The sequence below is a fragment of the Azospirillum humicireducens genome (genome assembly GCF_001639105.2).
Taxonomy (GTDB): domain Bacteria; phylum Pseudomonadota; class Alphaproteobacteria; order Azospirillales; family Azospirillaceae; genus Azospirillum; species Azospirillum humicireducens.
Genome location: NZ_CP028907.1, coordinates 309,118 through 330,513, shown reverse-complemented (window position 1 = coordinate 330,513; position 21,396 = coordinate 309,118). Strand labels below are relative to the sequence as shown.

19 protein-coding genes are annotated in these 21,396 nt (G+C 67.1%); 5 read left to right on the top strand and 14 right to left on the bottom strand.

Annotated features, from left to right (window positions below; genetic code table 11):
• Nucleotides 1-8 precede the first annotated feature (8 nt).
• The 7 genes from tkt to A6A40_RS28630 are packed head-to-tail and all read right to left on the bottom strand — an operon-like array spanning nt 9 to nt 7,762.
• Nucleotides 9-2,063: a transketolase gene (gene tkt, locus A6A40_RS28660; RefSeq protein ID WP_108549232.1), complete on the bottom strand. Its 2,055-nt coding sequence runs from the start codon at nt 2,061-2,063 to the stop codon at nt 9-11.
• A 54-nt stretch (nt 2,064-2,117) separates the two neighbouring features.
• Nucleotides 2,118-2,993, bottom strand: a complete 876-nt coding sequence (locus A6A40_RS28655) for a phosphoribulokinase (RefSeq protein ID WP_108549231.1) — start codon at nt 2,991-2,993, stop codon at nt 2,118-2,120.
• A 14-nt stretch (nt 2,994-3,007) separates the two neighbouring features.
• Nucleotides 3,008-4,135 carry a class 1 fructose-bisphosphatase gene (locus A6A40_RS28650; RefSeq protein WP_108549230.1) on the bottom strand — a complete coding sequence of 376 codons (1,128 nt, stop codon included), beginning with the start codon at nt 4,133-4,135 and terminating at the stop codon, nt 3,008-3,010.
• A gap of 45 nt (nt 4,136-4,180) precedes the next feature.
• A complete protein-coding gene (cbbX, locus tag A6A40_RS28645) occupies nt 4,181-5,101 on the bottom strand; it encodes a CbbX protein (RefSeq protein WP_108549514.1) in 921 nt (306 codons plus the stop codon).
• A complete protein-coding gene (rpe, locus tag A6A40_RS28640) occupies nt 5,098-5,820 on the bottom strand; it encodes a ribulose-phosphate 3-epimerase (protein ID WP_108549229.1) in 723 nt (240 codons plus the stop codon). Before rpe ends, cbbX begins: the two co-directional genes overlap by 4 nt.
• A complete protein-coding gene (locus tag A6A40_RS28635) occupies nt 5,810-6,250 on the bottom strand; it encodes a ribulose bisphosphate carboxylase small subunit (protein ID WP_108549228.1) in 441 nt (146 codons plus the stop codon). Before A6A40_RS28635 ends, rpe begins: the two co-directional genes overlap by 11 nt.
• 15 nt (nt 6,251-6,265) lie before the next feature.
• The gene (locus tag A6A40_RS28630; RefSeq protein WP_108549227.1) at nt 6,266-7,762 is read right to left on the bottom strand and encodes a form I ribulose bisphosphate carboxylase large subunit; all 1,497 of its coding nucleotides are present in this window, start codon (nt 7,760-7,762) and stop codon (nt 6,266-6,268) included.
• Between the two features lie 123 nt (nt 7,763-7,885).
• Here A6A40_RS28630 and A6A40_RS28625 point away from each other — a divergent pair, with 123 nt between their 5' ends.
• The gene (locus A6A40_RS28625) at nt 7,886-8,833 is read left to right on the top strand and encodes a LysR family transcriptional regulator (RefSeq protein WP_236784121.1); all 948 of its coding nucleotides are present in this window, start codon (nt 7,886-7,888) and stop codon (nt 8,831-8,833) included.
• A gap of 20 nt (nt 8,834-8,853) precedes the next feature.
• Here A6A40_RS28625 and A6A40_RS28620 read toward each other — a convergent pair whose 3' ends face one another.
• The 7 genes from A6A40_RS28620 to A6A40_RS28590 form a co-directional block, all read right to left on the bottom strand.
• Nucleotides 8,854-9,225 (bottom strand): ribbon-helix-helix domain-containing protein, encoded by a 372-nt coding sequence (locus tag A6A40_RS28620; RefSeq protein ID WP_108549225.1) that lies wholly within the window; start codon nt 9,223-9,225, stop codon nt 8,854-8,856.
• A gap of 47 nt (nt 9,226-9,272) precedes the next feature.
• Nucleotides 9,273-11,387, bottom strand: coding sequence for a sigma-54-dependent Fis family transcriptional regulator (locus A6A40_RS28615; RefSeq protein WP_108549224.1), 2,115 nt, complete (start codon nt 11,385-11,387; stop codon nt 9,273-9,275).
• A gap of 224 nt (nt 11,388-11,611) precedes the next feature.
• Nucleotides 11,612-13,252: a molecular chaperone GroEL gene (groEL, locus tag A6A40_RS28610; protein WP_108549223.1), complete on the bottom strand. Its 1,641-nt coding sequence runs from the start codon at nt 13,250-13,252 to the stop codon at nt 11,612-11,614.
• A gap of 100 nt (nt 13,253-13,352) precedes the next feature.
• The gene (locus A6A40_RS28605; protein ID WP_085086548.1) at nt 13,353-13,709 is read right to left on the bottom strand and encodes an MmoB/DmpM family protein; all 357 of its coding nucleotides are present in this window, start codon (nt 13,707-13,709) and stop codon (nt 13,353-13,355) included.
• A gap of 34 nt (nt 13,710-13,743) precedes the next feature.
• On the bottom strand, nt 13,744-14,883 hold the full coding sequence (locus A6A40_RS28600) for an aromatic/alkene monooxygenase hydroxylase subunit beta (protein ID WP_108549222.1): 1,140 nt from the start codon (nt 14,881-14,883) through the stop codon (nt 13,744-13,746).
• 33 nt (nt 14,884-14,916) lie between these two features.
• Nucleotides 14,917-15,975, bottom strand: coding sequence for an NADH:ubiquinone reductase (Na(+)-transporting) subunit F (locus A6A40_RS28595; protein WP_108549221.1), 1,059 nt, complete (start codon nt 15,973-15,975; stop codon nt 14,917-14,919).
• Between the two features lie 117 nt (nt 15,976-16,092).
• Entirely contained in the window at nt 16,093-17,757 is a 1,665-nt protein-coding gene (locus tag A6A40_RS28590; protein WP_108549220.1) for an aromatic/alkene/methane monooxygenase hydroxylase/oxygenase subunit alpha, read from the bottom strand.
• A 525-nt stretch (nt 17,758-18,282) separates the two neighbouring features.
• Here A6A40_RS28590 and A6A40_RS28585 point away from each other — a divergent pair.
• Genes A6A40_RS28585 through A6A40_RS28570 form a run of 4 tightly spaced genes read left to right on the top strand, consistent with a single transcriptional unit; the run spans nt 18,283 to nt 21,328 of the window.
• A complete protein-coding gene (locus A6A40_RS28585) occupies nt 18,283-18,675 on the top strand; it encodes a c-type cytochrome (RefSeq protein WP_108549219.1) in 393 nt (130 codons plus the stop codon).
• Nucleotides 18,676-18,707: 32 nt separating this feature from the next.
• Nucleotides 18,708-19,103 (top strand): VOC family protein, encoded by a 396-nt coding sequence (locus tag A6A40_RS28580; protein ID WP_108549218.1) that lies wholly within the window; start codon nt 18,708-18,710, stop codon nt 19,101-19,103.
• 44 nt (nt 19,104-19,147) lie between these two features.
• Nucleotides 19,148-19,702, top strand: a complete 555-nt coding sequence (locus tag A6A40_RS28575) for a twin-arginine translocation signal domain-containing protein (protein WP_108549217.1) — start codon at nt 19,148-19,150, stop codon at nt 19,700-19,702.
• Nucleotides 19,703-19,756: 54 nt separating this feature from the next.
• Nucleotides 19,757-21,328, top strand: a complete 1,572-nt coding sequence (locus A6A40_RS28570; RefSeq protein ID WP_108549216.1) for a GMC family oxidoreductase — start codon at nt 19,757-19,759, stop codon at nt 21,326-21,328.
• The last annotated feature ends 68 nt before the right edge of the window (nt 21,329-21,396 follow it).

Below are 21,396 nucleotides of genomic sequence, written 5' to 3'. Positions count from 1 at the left end.
GGTTCAGGTCAGGACTGGGGGGAGCGGAGACGTTGGGCGCGGTCCGCCACAACCTCCGCCGTGATGCCGAAATGGCGGTAGAGGTCGGCGGCGGGAGCGGACTCGCCGTAGCGGTCGAGGCCGACCACGTCGCCGTCCAGCCCGACATGGGCGCGCCACAGCCCGGTCGCCCCGGCCTCCACCGCCAGCCGCGGAACGCCGTCCGGCAGCACGGCACGGCGCCATGCCGGATCCTGGCGGTCGAAGACCTCGCAGCAGGGCATGGAGACGACGCGGGCGGCAATGCCGCGGCCGGCGAGCAGCCGCCGCGCCTCCATGACGATGGCGACCTCCGAGCCGGTGGCGATCAGCACCACGTCAGGACGTTCGTCGTCAACCAGCACATAGCCGCCGCGGGCGGCATCGCGGATACGCCCGGTTCCCGGTTGGGCCGGCAGGGTCTGGCGCGACAGCAGCAGCGCGGTCGGCCCGCCCGCCCGCTCCACCGCGGCCCGCCACGCGACGGCGGTTTCCAGGGCATCGCAGGGGCGCCAGACGTCGAGGTTCGGCATCAGGCGCAGGCTGGCGGCATGCTCCACCGGCTGGTGGGTGGGGCCGTCCTCGCCCAGGCCGATGCCGTCATGGGTGAAGACATGGACGACGCGCAGCCCCATCAGCGCCGACAGGCGCAGGCCGTTGCGGGAATAGTCGGAGAAGGCCAGGAAGGTGCCGCCGAAGGGCAGAAAGCCGCCATGCAGTGCGATGCCGTTCATCACCGCGGCCATGGCGAATTCCCGCACGCCGTAATGCAGGTGGCGCCCGCCACTCCCCCGCCAGTCGGTGAGATTGGAGCCGGTGAGGTCGGCCGATCCACCCAGCAGTTCCGGCAGCAATTCCGCCAGCGTCCCGATTGCCTGCTGGGAGGCCTTGCGCGTCGCCATCGGTTCCGCCCGCTCGGCAACGGCGGCGATCCAGGCATCGGCGGATTCGGCGAAGTTCTCCGGCAGGTCGCCGCGCATGCGCCGCAGGAACTCGGCCGCGGCCTGCGGGTGGGCGTCGGCATAGGCATCGACCCTTGCCTGCCAGTCGGCCTGTGCCGCCGCACCGCGCCGCCGCGCGTCCCAGCCGGCACGCACCTCGTCCGGCAGCTCGAAGGGCGGCGAAGTCCAGCCGAGCGCAGCCCTGGTCGCGGCGACCTCCGCCGAGCCCAGCGGCGCGCCATGCACCTCGGCCGAGCCGGCCCGGTTGGGCGAGCCATGGCCGATCACCGTCCGGCAGCAGATCAGTGTCGGCTTGCCGCAGGAGGTCAGCGCCTCGTCGATGGCGGTGTCCAGCGCGTAGGCATCGTGGCCGTCCACCTCGCGGATCACCCGCCAGCCATAGGCTTCGAACCGGCGCGGCGTGTCGTCGGTGAACCAGCCGGTGACGGGGCCGTCGATGGAGATGCCGTTGTCGTCGTAGAAGACCACCAGCTTTTCCAGCCCCAGCGTGCCGGCCAGCGAACAGACCTCGTGGCTGATCCCCTCCATCAGGCAGCCGTCGCCGACGAAGCAGAAGGTCCGGTGATCGACGATACGGTGCCCCGGCCGGTTGAACTCCGTCCCCAGCAGCCGTTCGGCCAAGGCCATGCCGACGGCATTGGCAAGGCCCTGCCCCAGCGGCCCGGTGGTCGTCTCCACCCCCGGCGTGAGGCCATGTTCCGGATGCCCCGGCGTGCGCGAGCCGAGCTGCCGGAAGCGCCGCAGTTCCTCCATCGGCAGGTCGTAGCCGGTCAGATGCAGCAAGGCGTAGAGCAGCATCGAGCCATGCCCGTTCGACAGCACGAAGCGGTCGCGGTCGGGCCAGCGCGGGTCGGCCGGATTGTGGCGCAGATGGCGCCTCCACAGCGCCTCGGCGATGTCGGCCATCCCCATCGGCATGCCGGGATGGCCGGAGTTCGCGGCCTCCACCGCATCGACGGCGAGCATGCGCAAGGCGTTCGCCAGCAGGCGGCGTCCGGAACCACGGTCGGGTGTGTCGGCAGGCGGCAAGGCAAGCCGGTCCTGTTCGCGGACCTCGACGGCCGCGGTCATCGACGCGTTCATGGTTGGTGTCCTTCCCCGGTGGGTGTTCTTGCGGCGGCAGGAGGGGCGCCCCTCTCAGAACGCCTTCTTCTTGCGGTCGACCAGTTGCCAGATCATCGGCGTGAAGATCAGCTGCATGGCCAGCGCCATCTTGTCGCCCGGACACACGATGGTGTTGGGCCGGGTCATGAAGCTGTCCTTCAGCATCGACAGCAGATAGGGGAAGTCGATGCCCTTCGGCCGGGTGAAGCGGATGACCAGCATGCTCTCGTCCGAGGTCGGGATGTCGCGGGCGATGAAGGGATTGCTGGTGTCCACCGTCGGCACGCGCTGGAAATTCACGTCGGTGCTGCTGAACTGCGGGCAGATGTACTTCACATAGTCCGGCATCCGCCGCAGGATGGTGTCGACGATGGCCTCTTCCGAATAGCCGCGCATGTTGCGGTCGCGGTGGATCTTCTGGATCCATTCCAGGTTCACGATGGGCACGACGCCGATCTTCAGGTCGGCGTGGCGGGCGAGATCGACGCGATCGGTGCGCACGCAGCCGTGCAGGCCCTCGTAGAACAGCATGTCGGTGCCGGGCTCGATCTCCTCCCAAGGCGTGAAGGTGCCGGGGTCCTGGCCGTAGGGTTCGGCCTCCTTCTCGTCATGCAGGTATTTGCGGGTCCGGCCGCCGCCGGTCTCGCCATAGCTGCGGAACAGGTCGTCCAACTCCTCGAACAGGTTGGCGTCGGGACCGAAATGGCTGAAGGTCGAATGGCGGTCCTCCTGCGCTTCGGCGACCTTGGCGCGCATTTCGCGGCGGTCGTAGCGGTGGAAGCTGTCGCCCTCGACGATGGCGGCGGAGACCCCCTCCCGCCGGAAGATCTGCTGGAAGGTGCGGGTAACGGTGGTGGTCCCGGCGCCGGAGGAGCCGGTGACGACGATGATCGGATGACGGGCCGACATTGTGCGCTCCTCCCTCAGCCCAGCGCCGCGGATTCGGGCGTCAGGAACAGCGACCGGCTGCCGAACAGCGGGGCGCTGAAGGCCAGCTCCTCCCCCCGGTCGTAGGCGGCGTGATAGGCGACCAGCCGCTCAACCTCCGACTTCGATCCCAGGATCACCGGCACCCGCTGGTGCAGGGCCATCGGCTCGATGTCGAGAATCCGTTGCCGTCCGGTGCTGGCCGCCCCGCCCGCCTGCTCCACCAGCATGGCGATGGGGTTGGCCTCGTAGAGAAGGCGCAGCCGGCCCGGCTTGTGGGTGGGGCGGGCGTCGCGCGGATAGAGGAAGACGCCGCCCCGGATCAGGATGCGGTAGACCTCCGCCACCAGCGACGCGATCCAGCGCATGTTGAAATCCGCCTCGCGCGGGCCGGAACTGCCCTTGATGCACTCCTCGACATACTGGCGCACCGGCGGTTCCCAGAAGCGGGCGTTGGAGCTGTTGATGGCGAATTCGCAGACATGGTCGGGGATGCGCATGTGCGGATGGGTCAGGGTGTAGGCGCCGATCTCGCGGTCGAGCGTGAAGCCGTGCACGCCCTCGCCGAAGGTGGCGACGATCATGTCGGCCGGCCCATAGAGCGCGAAGCCCGCCACCACCTGCCGGGTGCCGGGCTGCAGGAAATGCTCCACCTCCGGCTCCTCCACCCCGTCGGGCGCCTTGAGAATGGAGAAGATGGTGCCGACCGTCAGGTTGACGTCCACGTTCGACGAGCCGTCCAGCGGATCGAAGGCCAGCAGATAGCGGCCGCGCGGGTATTCGCGGGGGATGCGGTAGGGCTCCTCCATCTCCTCCGACGCCATGCCGCAGAGCTTGCCGCCATACTCGCAAGTGCGCAGCATGATCTCGTTGGCGATCAGGTCCAGCGGCTTCTGCGTCTCGCCATGGACGTTGACGCCGGGTTCGGGCGCCGGTGCGGCAAAATGGGCGGTGGCCGGCTGGCCGGCCGACGGCGTCAGCGACCCGCGGGCGGCGGCGCTGGCGATGAACTTGCACGCGGTCTGCACGTCGTTGAGCAGCGCGGTCAGGTCGGTGTCGGCCCCGCCGCGGCGGCGCTGGTCCTCGATGATGAACTTGCTGAAGGTCGTATGACGGTGCGGCATCGGTTCCCCCTCTCTCGTGTTTTGTGCGGCCGGCTTTTTGCCGGCCTATTGTGTGAAGACGCGGCTTTGGCGGATGTCCTCCTCGGCGATGGTCAGCAGGTCATTGGCGGCGATGGCATTGCCGCGCGCCTCGAACAGGCGGTTGGCCTGACGCAGGCGGGCGCGGTCCAGCGCGTTGCGGATGGAGCGGGCGTTGGCGAAGCGCGGCTGGGCCATGCGGCGCAGGATGTAGTCGCCCATCGCCCGTTCCGCCTCCGGCGCCAGGCGGTACTGCATGCCCTCCGTCATCAGCCGGGCGATCTCCAGCAGTTCCGCTGCCTCGTAGTCGGGGAAATCGACATGATGGGCGATGCGCGACGCCATGCCGGGGTTGGAGCGGAAGAAGACCTCCATGCGGTCGCGGTAGCCCGCCAGGATCACCACGAGGTCGTCGCGGTTGTCCTCCATCACCTGCAGCAGGATTTCGATGGCTTCCTGGCCGTAATCGCGCTCATTCTCCGGCCGGTAGAGGTAATAGGCCTCGTCGATGAACAGCACGCCGCCCATGGCGCGCTTCAGCACCTCCTTCGTCTTGGGCGCGGTGTGGCCGATATACTGGCCGACCAGATCGTCGCGGGTGACGCTCACCACATGATCGCGCCGGATATAGCCCAGCCCGTGGAGAAGCCCGGCCATGCGCCGCGCCACCGTCGTCTTGCCGGTGCCGGGATTGCCGGTGAAGCACATGTGCAGCGACGGCGGCTCCGCCCGAAGGCCGATGCTGCGACGCGCTCGCTCCACCAGCAGCAGGGCGGCGATCTCGCGGATGCGGGTCTTCACCGGCAGCAGCCCGACCAGTTCACGGTCCATCCCCGCCAGCATTTCGCCGATGCCGGACTCGCGATAGAGCGCGTCGAGATCGACGGACGGCGCGTCGGACGACCGGCTTCGGGTTTCCGGGGCGAGAAGGTCAGCCGCGTCGCTCATGCCGCCCTCCATTCCGGTTCGGCCATCAGCGCGGCGCGCATCCGCCCGACCACGCCGCGATAGCCGCCATCGGCGTCCGGCGCGCCGAAGATGGCGGAACCGGCGACGAAGATGTCGGCCCCGGCATCGGCGACGGCGCGGATGTTGTCGGGCTTGATGCCGCCGTCCACCTCCAGCCGGATGGCGTGGCCGGTGCGCTCGCGGTGGCGGTCGATGCGGCGGCGGACCTCGGCGATCTTCTCGAAGGCCGACGGGATGAAGGACTGCCCGCCGAAGCCGGGATTGACTGACATGACGAGAATCAGGTCCAGCCGGTCCATCACATGGTCCAGATGCGCCAGCGGTGTCGCCGGGTTCAGAGCCAGCCCGGCACGGCAGCCCTGTTCGCGGATCAGCGCCAGGCTGCGGTCGGGATGCTCCGACGCCTCGGGGTGGAAGCTGACGATGTCGGCGCCGGCCCTGGCGAACAGCGGCACCAGCGCATCGACCGGCCGCACCATCAGATGAACGTCGATGACGGCGCTGGTGCGCGGCCGGATGGCGGCGCAGACCAGCGGGCCGATGGTCAGGTTGGGGACATAATGGTTGTCCATCACGTCGACATGGACGACCTCGCATCCGGCCTCCACCACCCGCTCCACCTCCTCGCCCAGCCGGGCGAAATCGGCGGAGAGGATCGAGGGCGCCAGAAGATTGCCCGGTCCTATCTCACGCTCCATGACGGGTCTCCCCGCCATAGCGGTCTCCCGGCGGACGGCCGGTGGCATAGCTGCGCACCGTGTAGCCGATGCGCCGCCCCGGCCCCTCCGACCGCAGCAGCTCGAAACCGGGCTCCACGGCCGGGCGGTTGATCAGGTAGGACATGCGCACCGTCTCGAACCCATAGGAGCTGTCGAAGGCGAGGACCTTGACGTACTGCTCGGGATGGGCGGTGCGGCAGGCATCGATCTCCATCATCACGCCCTTGGCGTCGCGCAGGTCGAACATGGGGTTGCCCCACATCGTCCAATAGCTGTTGCGCGGGTGCGGGTCGTCGGTGAACTCCACCGCCACGGCCCAGCCCTGGTCGAGGGCGTATTGCACCTGTTTGGTGATCTCCTCGTCCGTCAAATCCGGCAGGAAGGAGAACTGACCCTGTGTCAATCGCATGGAAAACTCTCCTTCTCACATCGCCGCGGTGGGGGTGGGGACGTAATCGACGCTGTCGGTGGAGGCATAGTCGAAGGTCACGTCCTTCCAGGTGTCGAGCGCGGCGCGCAGCGGGGCGCACCAGCGGGCGGCGTCGCGCAGGATTTCCGGCCCCTCGTTCCAGATGTCGCGGCCTTCGTTGCGGGCCTTGACCATCACTTCCAGCGCAACGCGGTTGGCGGTGGCGCCGGCCTGGATGCCGTCCGGATGGCCGATGGTGCCGCCGCCGAACTGCAGGATCACGTCCTCGCCCAGATACGTCAGCAGCTGGTGCATCTGCCCGGCATGGATGCCGCCGGACGCCACCGGCATCACCCGCTTCAGGCCGGCCCAGGGCTGGTCGAAGAAGATGCCGTGCTGCAGGTTCTGCGGCACATGGGTCTCGCGGCAGGTGTCGTAGATACCGCGGATGACATTGGGGTCGCCTTCCAGCTTGCCGACGACGGTGCCGGCATGGATGTGGTCGACGCCGGCCATGCGCATCCACTTGGCGATGACGCGGAAGGATACGCCGTGGCTCTTCTGCCGGGTGTAGGTGGAATGGCCGGCACGGTGCAGGTGCAGGATCATGTCGTTGCGCCGCGCCCATTTCGCCATCGACTGGATGGCGGTGTAGCCGATCACCAGATCGATCATGACGATGACGCTGCCCAGTTCCTTGGCGAACTCGGCGCGTTCGTACATGTCCTCCATGGTGGCGGCGGTGACGTTCAGATAGGTGCCCTTGATCTCCCCGGTCTCGGCGATGGCGCGGTTGACCCCCTCCATGCAATAGAGGAAGCGGTCGCGCCAATGCATGAAGGGCTGCGAGTTGATGTTCTCGTCGTCCTTGGTGAAGTCGAGCCCGCCCTTCAGCGCCTCGTACACCACGCGGCCGTAATTGCGGCCGGACAGCCCCAGCTTCGGCTTCATGGTGGCGCCCAGCAGCGGCCGGCCGAAATTGTTCAGCCGCTCGCGCTCCACCACGATGCCGGTCGCCGGGCCCTGGAAGGTCTTCAGATAGGCGACGGGGATCCGCATGTCCTCCAACCGCAGGCCCTTAAGCGGCTTGAAGCCGAAGACGTTGCCGATGATCGAAGCGGTAAGGTTGGCGATGGACCCTTCCTCGAACAGGTCGAGTTCATAGGCGATGTAAGCGAAATACTGTCCTGGCGTGCCGGGCACCGGATCGACGCGGAAGGCCTTGGCGCGATAGCGCTCGCAGTCGGTCAGGCGGTCGGTCCACACCACGGTCCAGGTGGCGGTGGAGCTTTCGCCGGCGACCGCCGCCGCCGCTTCCTCCGGATCGACGCCGTCCTGCGGCGTGATGCGGAAGACGGCGAGAACGTCGGTGTCCTTCGGTTCATAGTCGGGCTCCCAATAGCCCATCTGGCGGTATTTCAGCACGCCGGGCCGGTAGCGGGCCTTCGGGTCGCTGACAACCCCATCGGCGGCCGTCCGATCCGTTGGAAGAGTCGTCGATACGTAGTTCATCGTCTTCACCTTGGCGGTGGCGTTCGGTTCGTTCCGATGAAAACGTTAGCCCCACCTACTATTGAGGAAAATTCAAATACACAGCACAGTATGGATAGGGATTCCTGATGAATGGGCTGGCCGATGACCATCCAGCATGCCACGCTGCGCCAGCTCCAGATCTTCACCGCCGCCGCCCGCAGCCTGTCCTTCGCCCGCGTGGCGGAGCGGTTCGGCCTGACACCCGGCGCGGTCTCGTTCCAGATCAAGCAGGTGGAGGGTCATTGCGGCTTCCCGCTGTTCGAGCGGGTCGGCCGCGGCGTCGTGCTGACGGAGGCCGGGCGCGACCTGCTGGAGCATGCGACGTTGATCCTCCAGGCGCTGGACAATGCCGACCGGCGGATGCAGGCGCTGAAGGGGGTGACCGGCGGCAACGTCACCATCGGGCTGGTCAGCACTGCCAAATACATCGCTCCGCACATGGTCTCCCGTTTCCAGGCGGAGCGGCCGGGCGTGTCGATCCATCTCCAGGACGGCAACCGGCGGGAGGTCAACGCGATGGTCGCCAAGGGCGAGGTCGACCTTGCCATCATGGGCCGCCCGCTGGACGAGGAGGAGTTGCTGGCCGAGCCCTTCGCCCGCCATCCCAGCATCATCATCTGCGCGCCGACCCATCCGCTGGCCGACGCCCCCGCCCTGCGCCTGTCCGATCTGGCCGGCAGCGGCTTCATCGCGCGGGAGGAAGGGGCCGGCACGCGGGCGCTGACCGAGGCCTGTTTCCACGGGCAGGGCTTCTCGCCGCGCATCGTCATGACCTCCAGCAGCAACGAGACGATCAAGCAGGCGGTGATGGCCGGCATCGGCATCGCTCTGCTGTCCCGCCACACCGTGGATCTGGAACTGGCGCTGGGCATGCTGCGCGAGCTGAAGGTGGAGGGGCTGCCGTTGATGCGCTCCTGGTACATCGCCCACCGCCGCAGCCTGCCGCTGCTGCCGGTGCATGCGCAGCTGCGCAGCTACCTGCTGGAGCGTGGACAGGCGATCATCGACAGCATCCAAGCCGGCCACCGGGCGCTCGCGTCCGGCAGGTGACATGCCGGCCGGCGGCAGCTTCACGCGTCATCGGACAGCCGCCGGTCCCGCTGGAAGGCAAGGACCGACCCGCCGCCATCCGATGCGGGAACCGCAACCCTCGCCTGCCCGCCAGCCTCGGATACGGAGCCGGGAGCCATGGTCAGATAGCGCACGCAGCTGACACGCAGGAAGGAGGCGAGATTCTGGATCGTGCCATGGACCTCCACGACCTCGTCATGCAGGGTGACGATCAGGCGGTTGGTGGTGATCCCCTGCTCCGCCGCGATGTCGGCGAGAACGTTCCAGAACAGGTTCTCCAGCCGGATGCTGGTCACCATGCCATGGATGCGGACCGAGCGGGACCGGGCCTCGTACAGGATGGGGTCGGTGTTGACGAAGATCTGGCACATGCACCGGCCCTCCCTGGAGCGATTACGCAGTCCTGCGGCAGGTGGGGTCAGGCACGGGCGGCGCCCATTCCCTTTCCAATAGCCTCGCGCCGGATGCCGTGCTGGCTCAGCTTGCGGTACAGGGTGCTGCGCGAGATGCCCAGCACCGCGGCGGCGTCCGACAGGTTTCCCCCGGTGGCGGCGATCACATCCTCGATGGTGCGCTGCTCCGTCACCGTCAGGGACATGGCCGGCGGGGATATGGACGGCAGGCCGGGAGACGCAGGCATCGGCATCGGTGGACCCGCCAGGGGCCAACCCTCCGCGTCCACGCCGCCGCAGCCGTCCCGCAATTCCTCGGGAAGATCGCCGACATCCACCAGTCCGCCGGTGGACAGCAGGACCGCGCGTTCGACCAGATTCCTCAATTCCCGGACATTGCCCGGCCAGTCATAGCGGTGCAGACGCTCCAGCGCCGCCGCCGAGAAGCGGACCGGGTCGCGCCCGTGCCGGTCGGCCAGCAGGTCGTTGAAATGAGCGATCAGGCGCGACACGTCGCCCTGCCGTTCCCGCAGCGGCGGCACCCGCAGGGCGGTGACGGCCAGACGGTGATACAGATCGCGGCGGAAGCGGCCGGCGGCCACCTCCTGGCGCAGGTTGCGGTTGGTCATGGCGAGCAGCCGGACCGACACCCGGCGCGGCGTGCTGTCGCCGATACGGTAAAGAACCCCCTCCTCCAGCACCCGCAGCAGGTAGGGCTGAAGGTCGAGCGGCAGTTCGCCCACTTCGTCCAGGCACAGCGTGCCGCCGTCGGCCAGTTCGAAACGGCCGGTCCGCCCCTCCGCCGCCGCCCCGGTGAAGGCACCGCGCACATAGCCGAACAGCTCGCTGCCCAGCATCTCGCGCGACACGGCCCCGCAATTGAAGGGAATGAAAGGACCGCCGGCCACCGCGCTGTGGCCGTGGATCGCGCGTGCGAACAGCTCCTTGCCGACACCGGTCTCCCCCTCGATCAGGATGGGGACCGGCAGCGGCGCCAGCCGTTCCCCCTGGCCGATCACCGCGCGCAGGCTGTCGCTGGCTCCGACGATGCCGCCGAAGCGCGACCGTGCATGGTCGGTCTCGTCGGACGCCGTGCGGCGGCCGGCAGGCAGACGGCAGGAGGCCGCACGGGGAATGACCAGCAGGGTGCCTCGCCGCTCGCCATCAAGCATCAGGGGCCGGACCCAGTCGGCGGGCACGGGAAGTCGGCTCTCCGCCGGATTGGCCCCCGCCATATCGGAGATCCCGACGATGGGCAGTCTCGTTCCGCGGCTGAGCTGAGGCAGGTCGGAGCCGAGGCTGGCCTTCAGCAGATGTGCCGCCTTGCGGCTGGCGTAGAGCAGGCGACCCCGCGCATCCAGCGCGATCAGCCCCTCTCCGGCATATTTCTGGCTGTCCTCCAGGCAGGCTTCCAGCAGACGGACATGCTCCGCCTCGGTCTGGCGGGCGAGGTTCCATTCCACCTGCCGGGCGGCGACCACCGCCAGAGCTAGCGCCTGGGCGCTGAATCCCTGCTTCAGTCCGGAGATGTCGAGCAGCCCGACGACCGACCCGTCCAGCGGATCGTGGATCGGCGCACCGGCACAGCTCCACCCCTTGATGCCGGCGCAGTAATGCTCCGCCGCCTGGACCAGCACCGGCGTCTTGGACGCCAGCGCCGTGCCGATGCCGTTGGTCCCGGCGCAGCTCTCGCTCCAATGGCCGCCGCAGCCCAGGCTGATGTCGCGTGCCGCGCTCAGCGTCGCCCGGTCGCCCGCCGCCTCCAGCACCACGCCGTTGGCGTCGGTGATCAACATCACCGTTCGCGTGCCGGCCAGAAGATCCGCCGCCTCCGCCAGCGTGGTGGCCGCGGCCTGCAGGAGTTCGCGATTCTCCCGCCTCAGGGCTTCGACATGGTCGGCACCGACGACCGGCGCCGCGTCCGCCCGCGCATCGACCAGAAAGCTCTGGCACCGTGCCCAGGATCGGATGACCACGTCACGGACCGGCAGGTTTTCCTGCCGCGATCCGGAAACGAAATCCTCCCACGCCTTCATCGTCGCCCGTTCGCCAGTCAATTCGCCATGGGCCAGCGCATGGAACGCCGGACCGGATGACGCAACGGCCGAACGGCCGATGGCGACCTCTTCCTTGGCCAACACTGCCCCCTCCCTGCTTCCCGGCGTCTTTTGCTGTTTTGTTGCCCGTGCGCCGATTGTCCTTCGGTCCGGATGCGGAGGCCGGCCCCGATCCTCCGCATCAGGGATTGTTCGTATAAGAAACCATAAGCCGAACCGAAGCGGGAGCGGTAGTAGCGGAATACTCTATGGCTTTTTTTCCGAGCCCCTTTCCCCGAAGGTGGAGGTTTTCTGCCACCGGATCCGGTTCAGGCGCGCCCGTAGCGCTCCATTCCGCCGCCGCGGGCGGGGCCGGCGGTGGGATCGACTTCGTCGGGGATGTCGGCGATCAGGGTGTGGGTGGTCAGGACCAGCTTGGCGACCGACACCGCGTTCAGCAGGGCCAGCGTGGTGACCTTGGCCGGGTCGATGATCCCCGCGGCGAACAGGTCGCCGAACCGGCCGGTGCGCGCATCGAACCCGACCCTCTCCGGAAGCTCGGCAAGGCGGGCGGCAATACCGGACCCGCCCAGTCCGCCATTCTCCGCGATGCAGACCAGCGGCTGCAGCATCGCCCGCTGCACCAATTGCACCCCGGCCCTTTCGCCCTCCCCCACATCCGCGGCCAGCCGGTCGAGCAGTGGGGCGATGCGGGCCAGCGCGGTGCCGCCGCCGGGCAGCACCCCGTCGGACAGCGCGGCACGGGCGGCAGCCAGCGAATCCTCCAGAAGCTGAGCCGTGCGCTTCTGTTCCACCGGCGTGGCACCGCCGACCTCGATCAGGGCGGTGCCGTGCGTCAGCTTCGCCAGCCGCTGGGACAGCTTGTCCCGCTCGATGTTGGGCGGCGCCTCCTCCCACTGGCGCCGTACCAGCGCGCGGCGGGCGGCCAGCGCGTCCGGATTGCCGTGGCCGCGCAGGATGGTGGTGCGGCCGGCGGACACCTCGATGCGGTCGGCGCCCCCCAGATCCTCGGCCGTCACCCTGTCCAGGCGTCCGCCCAGGTCGCGCGCGATCACGCGCCCGCCGGTCAGGATCGCGATGTCCTCCATCGTCGCCTGACGCCAGTGACCGAATTCCGGCGGATTGATCGCCACCACCGTGGCGCGTCCATCGCGGCGCAGGTCCATCAAGGCGGCCACCACCTCCGGCGCCAGGCTGTCGGCCATGATCAGCAGCGGCCGCCCCCCGGCGGCGATGCGGTCGACCAGGTGCAGGACCGGGGCCGGATCGGCGATCTTGTGGTCTGTCATCAGGATGTAGGGCCGTTCCAGCACCGCGGTCTGGCCGGCGGGTTCGGTCGCCATGTGATGGGACAGGAAGCCGCGGTCCAGCACCATGCCCTCCAGCACATGCAACGCGGTCGGCGCGCCCGGCTGGCCATATTCGATGTCGATCACCCCCGCCATCCCCACACGGCGCAAGGCGTCCGCCACCAGCCGGCCGAGCGCCGGATCGGTCGCCGCGACCGTCGCCACCTGCTCCAGCTGCGCATCGTCCGTCAGCGGCCGGGCCATGTTGCGCAGACGGTCGACGACGAAGCCGCAGGCGCGCTCCATCCCCTCGACCAACTCGACCGAACCATGACCGTCCGCCAGCACGGCGACGCCATCCTGGATCAGCGCATCGGCCAGCACGGTGGCGGTGGTGGTGCCGTCGCCGGCCACATCGTTGGTCTGCTTCGACACCTCGCGCACCACCTGGGCGCCCATATTCTCGAAGCGGCAGGGCAGCTCGATCTCGGCGGCGATGCTGACGCCGTCGCGGGAGATCATCGGCGTGCCGATGGGGCGGTCGATGATCGCATTCGTCCCCTTCGGCCCCAGCGTGCCGCGCACCGCCAGCGCCAGCTTGCCCACCCCACGGGCAAGCGCGGCCCGCGCCTCGGCACGGTGCAGCATCATCTTCGGCATGGCGTCTTTCCCTCCCATTCTTGATTTTGCGGATTTGAAAAGAGGCGGAGCCCGCTGGACCTGACACGGACCCCGCCCTCCCGAGGCCATTCGCCCGAGGTCATTCGTAGGCGAGCGCGTCATCCATGTTGCCGAAGAGGACGACGGTGTCCTCATCGATCATGACCATGCGGCCATAGTGGGTGGAGGTGGAGATCTCGAAGATGTGCGGGGTCATCTCGCGGCCAAGCGCCTCGCCGATCTCACTCATTTTGAACTCGATCTTGCCTTCGCCGTCGATGCGGATCATCGCCGGCAGATAGGTGACGGTGATGCCGGGCTTGCTCTCCATCACCTCGGCGATGCAGCGCGCCTCGACGCTGTCGTTCATCGTCACGCCGCACTGGTGGGAGATGGTGCCGTCCTGGGTGATGTCCTTCAGCGGCTTGAAAAGCTGCTGCACGGTGGTGACGCTCATGGTTTTCGTCCTTTTGGCGGAAATGCGGGATGGCTTACTCGGCCGCGGCGTCGGTGATCGCGGGCGCGGAGGCGGGCTGCCCGACCTCCGCCAGCGGCAAGGCTGGCAGGTCGGCGTCGATGCCGATCTCGCGCCCGATGGCGGCGACGCGGTTGCGCGCCCGGTCGAACGCCTCGACGAAGCTGGCCACCTTCACCCTGGGCAGCGACCACAGCGGCTGGAGCTGCAGCGCCGCCTTCACCGCCAGCCCGGCATGGTGGGCGAACCAGCCCTGGACCACCGCGCGGTTCGCCTCGCCATGCGCCGGGTCGCGCAGCAGCAGGGCGAACAGTTCCACCGCGTTGGCGAGGTTGCGTTCATAGTCGGCCTCGGCCGCCGAGATGACCGACGGGGTGGAGAAGTCGTTCTGCGCCGCGGCCACCTGCATGACGAAGCCGCTGCGGAACAGTTCGCCGACCAGCGGTTCGAACACGAGGTTGATGGCAAAAACCTGTTCCAGGAAGTCGGTGGCGGCGCGGATATGCTCCACCGCCTCACGGCAGGGCTGCCAGATCGGGTCGTCCATCCAGTGCGCCTTGCCGGCGTCGAGGTCGAAATTCCCGATGTCGCTGCCGACCTCCGCCAGATAGAGCGTCAGGTCCTGGGCAAAGCGCAGCTTGTAGGATGCGTTGGTCAGGATGGCGTTGTTCACCATCTGGGTATAGCCGTAACGTTGCGCCCGCATCAGCGCGGTGCCCAGCCCATATTCGGCATGCTTGAAGGCGCCGACATGGTTCTGGAGCACGGCGACCCAGGCCTTGTCGAAGCGTTGCGGCGCGCCGGCGCGGCGCGCGTTCTCCACCACGTTCTGGATCATGCCGACGATGGTGGACTGGCGCTGGTAATGGGTGCGTTCCCATTCCTGGTCGGGCGCGCGGAAGCCGTGCCAGTCGGCGCATTTCAGCGCGGTCCAGTCCTTGGAATATGTGGGCGTGCCGTCGCCGAAGGAGATGATCCAGTTCTGGAGCAGATAGCGTTCCGGATCGGGCTGGACATCGACCGTCACATCCTCGTAATGGGTCGCCTTACGGCCCTTCGGCTCGAAGTAGTTGTAGCGGCGGCTGTCCGAACCCGGAAAGACCTTGGCCCCGGCGGCAGCGGATGTGACTGTGGTTTCGGTTTCCTGCATGGTCATCGTCTTTCCTCCCGTATTTGCAAAAGCCCGGGCTCAGCGGGTGGCGGGGGTGAATTTGTCGAAATAGACGCGCGCGGACTCGACGCCGGCCATTTGCAGGACCGGCAGCACCGCGTCGATCATCGGCGGCGGCCCGCAGGAGAAGACGTCGGCCTCCTCCACCTCATCCATCTCGGACAGGTGCCGGCGCAGCACCTCGTGGATGAAGCCGGTCTCGCCGGTCCAGCCGTCGCCCTCCTCGGCATGCGACAGGGCGGGGATGAAGGCGAAATCCGGCAGAACGCTGGCGAACTCATCGAACAGGTCGAGGTGGAACAGGTCCCGGCGGCTTCGGGCGCCGTAGAAGAAGCGCACCGGCCGTGTCTCGCCGCTGTCGGCCTGATCGCGCAGGATCGACAGCAGCGGCGCCATGCCCGACCCGCCGCCGACCAGGATCATCGGCCCCTCCCGCCCCTCGCGGCGGAAACAGCTGCCGTAGGGACCGCGCACGCTCACCCGGTCGCCGACCGACAGGCCGCCGTCCAATTGGCGGGAGAAGGCGCCGTCCGGGTATTTCTTGATGATGAACTCCAGCCGGCTGCCGTCCGCCGGCGGGTTGCCCATCGAGAAGGAGCGGGTCAGGCCGTTGCCGGGCAGCGTGATGTCGGCATATTGCCCGGCCCAGAACTTCATCGGCTGGTCGAGGTCCAACGCGATGGCGACGATGTCGTGGGTCAGCGGCTCCACCGCCGCCAGCCGCGCGGTGAAGTCCTTCACCGGGATGGAGCGGGACAGCAGATCCTCGTCGTAATTCAGCAGTTCCACCGCCACGTCGCTGTAGGCCAGCGAGCGGCAGAGCAGGATGTGGTTGCTGTCGCGCTCCGGATCGGAGAGCGCGAAGGTGGAGTATTTCAGCATCTCCACGTCGCCATCGATCAGCAGGCATTTGCAGGCGGAGCATTGCCCCTCCTTGCAGCCATGCATCAGCGAGACGCCCTGGCGGAAGGCCGCGTCGAGGATGGTTTCCCCTTCCGCGACCTCCATGTCGATGCCGACCGGCTCCAGCCGGACGGTGTGGACGGCCGGGCTGTTCTGTAGCGCTTGTGCGGTCATGGTCTGTCGATCTCCGCGGTGATGTCCGCCGGTAAAGTCCGCAGGGGATCCCGTTCCCCCTCTCCAGCCGGAAAGGGGCCGGAAAGGGGGGGCGGGCCCGAGTGAAGGAGCGGGAGATCAGACCCGGCGGATCTTGAAGCCCTTGCGGTACTCCTCGACATGTGCCTGCCGCTGTTGCGGCGTCATTTCACGCAGGGCCAGCAGCGGGCTGCGGATGGTGTGGCCGCGCACATGGTCGAGCGTCCACATGTCCTTCTCCTCGAAGGACAGATGCGGCTGGGCGATCAGCGTCTTGCCGTCGGGACGGACGAAGCCCATGTCCTGGATGGCGTCGGCGAGGTCCCAGCCGTCATAGACCTCCTCCCACTGGCGCCGGCCGGAGAAACGGCCCATCGCCGGGGTCGGGCGGCCCTGATATTCGGCGGCGAAGGCCTCCTTGTGGGTCCAGCGGTCGACCTCGGAGGCGTAGGTGAAGAGTTCTCCATCCACCTCGTCGACCGTGAAGTCCTCGCGGATGACGCAGGGCACCAGGCTCGACCAGCAGCGATGCGGATAGACGTAGCCGGTGTCGGCGAAGGTGATCGGCACGCTGCCGGGCTTGCTGAGCTTGGCGTAATTCTCCCACCAGACGCCGAACTCGTCGTACCAGCCCGGATACTTGCTTTCGAACCACTCGAAGTCGCGCTCGGTCATCGCCTCGATGCGCCAGAAATTGGCCCACCAGCCGGCGGAGAAGAACTGGGCGATCTTGTGGACGTAGTTCTTCTTGACGATGCTGTCGAAGGCTTCGTGAACGTCGTCATGGTGGATCTTGATGCCGTATTTCTCCAGCGGCAGCATGTAGGTGCGGTAGTAATCCTCGAAGATCCAGCGGTGCCACAGCTCGGCGTAGGATTCCTTGTTCTTGTCGCGGTGCTTGGTGCCGTATTCGATGATCGTGCCGATGGCGGCGTCGACAATCATGTGGTTCTGCCAGAAGGAATAGCGGATGTCGCGTTCCAGCAGCAGGTGGTTGTCCGGCTCCTTCAGCACCGACATCAGCATGGAATGGCCGTTGCCGATGTGGCGGGATTCGTCGCTCTGCACCGACAGGAAGACGGTGGGCAGGGCATAGTCGCCGTTGCGCGCCGCCTCCGACGGCATGGCGACGAACAGAGTGTTGGTGAAGGCGGTCTCCGCCACGACCTGGAGGTAGATGTTCGATGCGGTGATGGCGTCGCCGGTCAGGAAGGCCTCACCGAACTGCCGGCCGATGGTGGTGGCGTAGCATTTGCCGAACGCCTTTTCGGTGATGTCGAAGCCGGCCGGGTCGATGTAGTTCTCCATGTACCATTTCTTGAGGTTCATCTGGATCGTCGAGTGCCGGAACTCGTCGATCATCTGCATGGTGAAGCCGGTGCGCAGATCGTCGCCCGGCGCCAGCTGGCCCAGCGTCGCCATCGACCGCGCCGCCGAGATTTCCGGGAAGGGGATGATCGCCAGGAACAGCTTCATCCACTCGATCCAGCGCGGCTCGACATTGCGGAACATGTCGCCGCGCAAGGCGGCGTCCAGCGCGCCATAGACGCGGTTGTCCTTCTCCTCCTGCATCGGAAAGTAGGAGCGCAGGACCTGCTTCATCGGGTCGCGCGGCGCCTTGGAAATCTTGTAGTCGGTCGGGAAGGCCATCGCCTCCTTGACGTAGGACGGCGTCCAGCCGAGATCGGCAACACGGCGCGCCGCCTCGGTGATGCCGATGCCCTTCTGGCTGGTGATCTTGTTCAGCGTCAATCCATCCGGCATGTCGTCTCTCCCCATGATTTTGATGATGGTGTTCCGATGGTCTGGCTAAAGGATCGGGCCTGAAGGATCGCGTCGTTCGCCGGTGCCGGGCGAATCGCTGCCGGGCAAAGTCGTGCCGGCCTGCCTATGGGATGCCGACGGCGTGATATCCGAGATCGTCCGGTTTCAGGCCGATTGCGTCCGCCGAACGGGGGCGGCTGCACCGTCGACCCTGTAAAGCAACGGCCATGCCAAGCCGGCAAACGGCGGCGGCAAACCGATTTCAAAGAACGTTCGCGTTGCGCACTGTCCCATGATGAGACGATCTGTCGCGGGCGGGTGTCTCAAAACGAAACAGTCGGGACACCCGATACCGACGACCTCCCGGGAAAACGTCCCGCCTCCAAGCTCCCGGCAGTTGCCCGCAAGGTGGCATGACGCTTGCTGTTCCCAGTCAACGGCGCCGCTCCGGCCACCTGGTCCGGCAAAGACAAGCGCAGGCGCCTCCCCATGCATCGGGAGGGATTTTGAAAGATGAGGCATGCGATGCACGCGAAACTGTCGCCGCACCGCTGGGTGATGCTGCTGCTCCTGCTGTCCATACCGGTCTCGCCCTTCACGCGGAAATCCGCGGCGGCGGAAGGCGAGACGCTGTTCCGGCAGCAATGCGGAGCCTGCCATACGGTGAAGAAGGACGGCGGCCCGCGCGCCGGACCGCCGCTGTTTGGCGTCATCGGCCGCAAGGCCGGCTCGGCGGCCGGCTTCAAATACTCCGATGCACTGCGCGGCGCCGGCTTCGCCTGGGACGCCGGCCATCTGGAGCGCTGGCTGGCGAATTCGAACGAGTTCCTCCCCGGCAGCTACATGAATTACCGGCAGGAGGACGGCAGCGTCCGCAAGAGCATCGTCAATTTCCTGGAAACCAGCGCCACCCGCTGACCCGGCCCCACAACGACATCGCAGGAAGCATCATGGCCAAGATCATCCACATGATGGTGCGCGTCCTCGACGAACAGCGGTCGCTGGACTTCTACGCGAAAGCCTTCGGGCTGGAGCCGGCCGAACGGCTGGCCTTCGACGGCTTCACGCTGATCTACCTGCGCAATGCGGAGAATGATTTCGAACTGGAGCTGACCGTCAACCACGACCGCACCGCGCCTTACACCCACGGCGACGGCTATGGCCACATGGCGGTCGCGGTGGACGATCTGCAGCGGGAGCACGCCCGGCTGTCAGCCTTGGGCTTTCCGGTAACCCCGGTGAAGGAGTTCGCCCCCGGCGGCACGTTGCTGGCCCGCTTTTTCTTCGTCACCGATCCGGACGGCTACAAGACCGAAGTCCTGCAACGCCACGGCCGCTACCGCTGAGTTTTGACGACAAGAACAAACCACTTGGGAAGGAGACGTCGATCATGCGCGTTCTCGACAAACGGACACGCTTCAACAGGCGGAATTTCCTCAAAAGCTCGGCCGCCTCGGTGGCGGCGGCGGGCGCGGTCTCCAGCGGTGTCGTATCGATCGCGTCAACGCCGGCTTGGGCCGATGCGCTCACGGCGATCAAGCCCGACGCTGCCAGAACGCTTCTGGTGATGGTGCGCGATCTCTATCCGCACGACAGGCTGGGCGGCGCCTATTACGAGAAGGCGCTTGCCTCCATGGACCAGGAAGCCGCCAAGGACGCGACGCTGGCCGACCAGCTCAATGAAGGCGCCGTGGCGCTCGATACCGCCGCGCGCAGGCTGCGCAGCGCTCCCTATGCCGCCATCCCGGCCGAAGCGGATCGCGTCACGGTGCTGAAATCCATCGAAACCACCCCGTTCTTCCACAAGGTCCGCGGCGACATGGTGGTCGCCCTCTACAACCAGCCGGAGGTGTGGGCGAAGCTCGGCTACGAAGGGGCGTCCGCCGAATATGGCGGCTACATCCACCGCGGCTTCGACGATCTCGACTGGATCAAGGACGCCTGACGCGACCTGCCTCAATGAACGCCCACAAAAGTCCGAAACGGGGAGGACCGAGACATGGCTGCGAAATTCTCATTGGACGACGACGGCGTCGTGGTGGTGATCGGATCGGGTGCCGGCGGCGGCACGCTGTCGAATGAACTGGCCCAGAAGGGGATCAAGGTCGTCTGCCTGGAAGCCGGCGGCCGCCACGAGATTCAGGATTTCGTGAACGACGAATGGAAGAGCTTTTCGCAAATCTCCTGGCTCGACAAGCGGACCACTTCGGGCGCCTGGCGGGTGGCGAAGGACTTCCCCAACCTGCCGGCCTGGATCGTCAAGGCGGTCGGCGGCTCCACCGTCCATTGGGCCGGCGCCTCGCTCCGCTTCCAGGAGCATGAGTTCAAGGCGCGCACGACCTATGGCGCGGTGGAGGGGGCCAACCTGCTCGACTGGCCGGTGACGCTGGCGGAGATGGAGCCCTACTACGCCAAGGCCGAGTTCAAGATGGGCACGACCGGCACCAACGGCATCCCGCGGCTGCCCGGCAACAACAATTACAAGGTGCTGGCGGCCGGCGCCAAGAAGCTGGGCTACACCGATTTCCACACCGGCAACATGTCGATCAACAGCAAGCCGCGCGATGGCCGCGGACCCTGCCAGCAGATCGGCTTCTGTTTCCAGGGCTGCAAATCGGGTGCGAAATGGTCCACCCTGTACACCGAGATCCCCAAGGGCGAGGCCACCGGCAACCTCGAAGTCCGGCCGAACGCCCAGGTCCTGAAGGTGGAGCATGATGCCAGGGGCCGGGTCAATGCCGTGCTCTATGCCGACGGCACCGGCGCCATCCAGCGGCAGAAGGCCCGCATCGTCGCGGTGGCCGGCAACTCCATCGAAAGCCCACGCCTGCTGCTGAACTCCGCCTCGACGATGTTCCCGGACGGGTTGGCGAACTCCTCCGGTCAGGTCGGGCGCAACTACATGCGGCACATGACCGGTTCCGTCTATGCCGTGTTCGACCGGCCGGTCCACATGTACCGCGGCACCACCATGGCCGGCATCATCAAGGACGAGTCCCGCTTCGACCCGCGGCGCGGTTTCGTCGGCGGCTACGAGATGGAAACGCTGTCGCTCGGCGTGCCCTTCATGGCCGCCTTCCTCGATCCCGGTGCCTGGGGCCGTGATTTCAGTTCGGCGCTGGATACCTACGACCATATCGCCGGCATGTGGCTGGTGGGGGAGGACATGCCCCGCGAGACCAACCGCGTCAGCCTGCACGGCACCGAAAAGGACAAGTTCGGGCTGCCCATTCCCAACGTGCATTTCGACGATCACCCCAACGACATCGCCATGCGCACCCACGCCTATGGGCGCGGCTCGGCGGTCTATGACGCGGTGGGTGCTGTCCGGACCATCCACACCCCGCCCTACCCGTCCACCCACAATCTCGGCACCAACCGGATGAGCGCGAACGCCCGCGACGGTGTCGTCAACAAATGGGGACAGGCGCACGACATCAAGAATCTGTTCGTGTCGGACGGCAGCCAGTTCACCAGCGGAGCATCGGAGAACCCGACCCTCACCATCGTCGCGCTGGCGATCCGGCAGGCGGAGTATATCGCCGACCATATGACGAAGCGGGAGATCTGAGGAAGACGGTCCAAATGCAAAAAGCGCCCCGGTTCGGGAGAACCGGGGCGTTTTTCGATGTCTGCGAA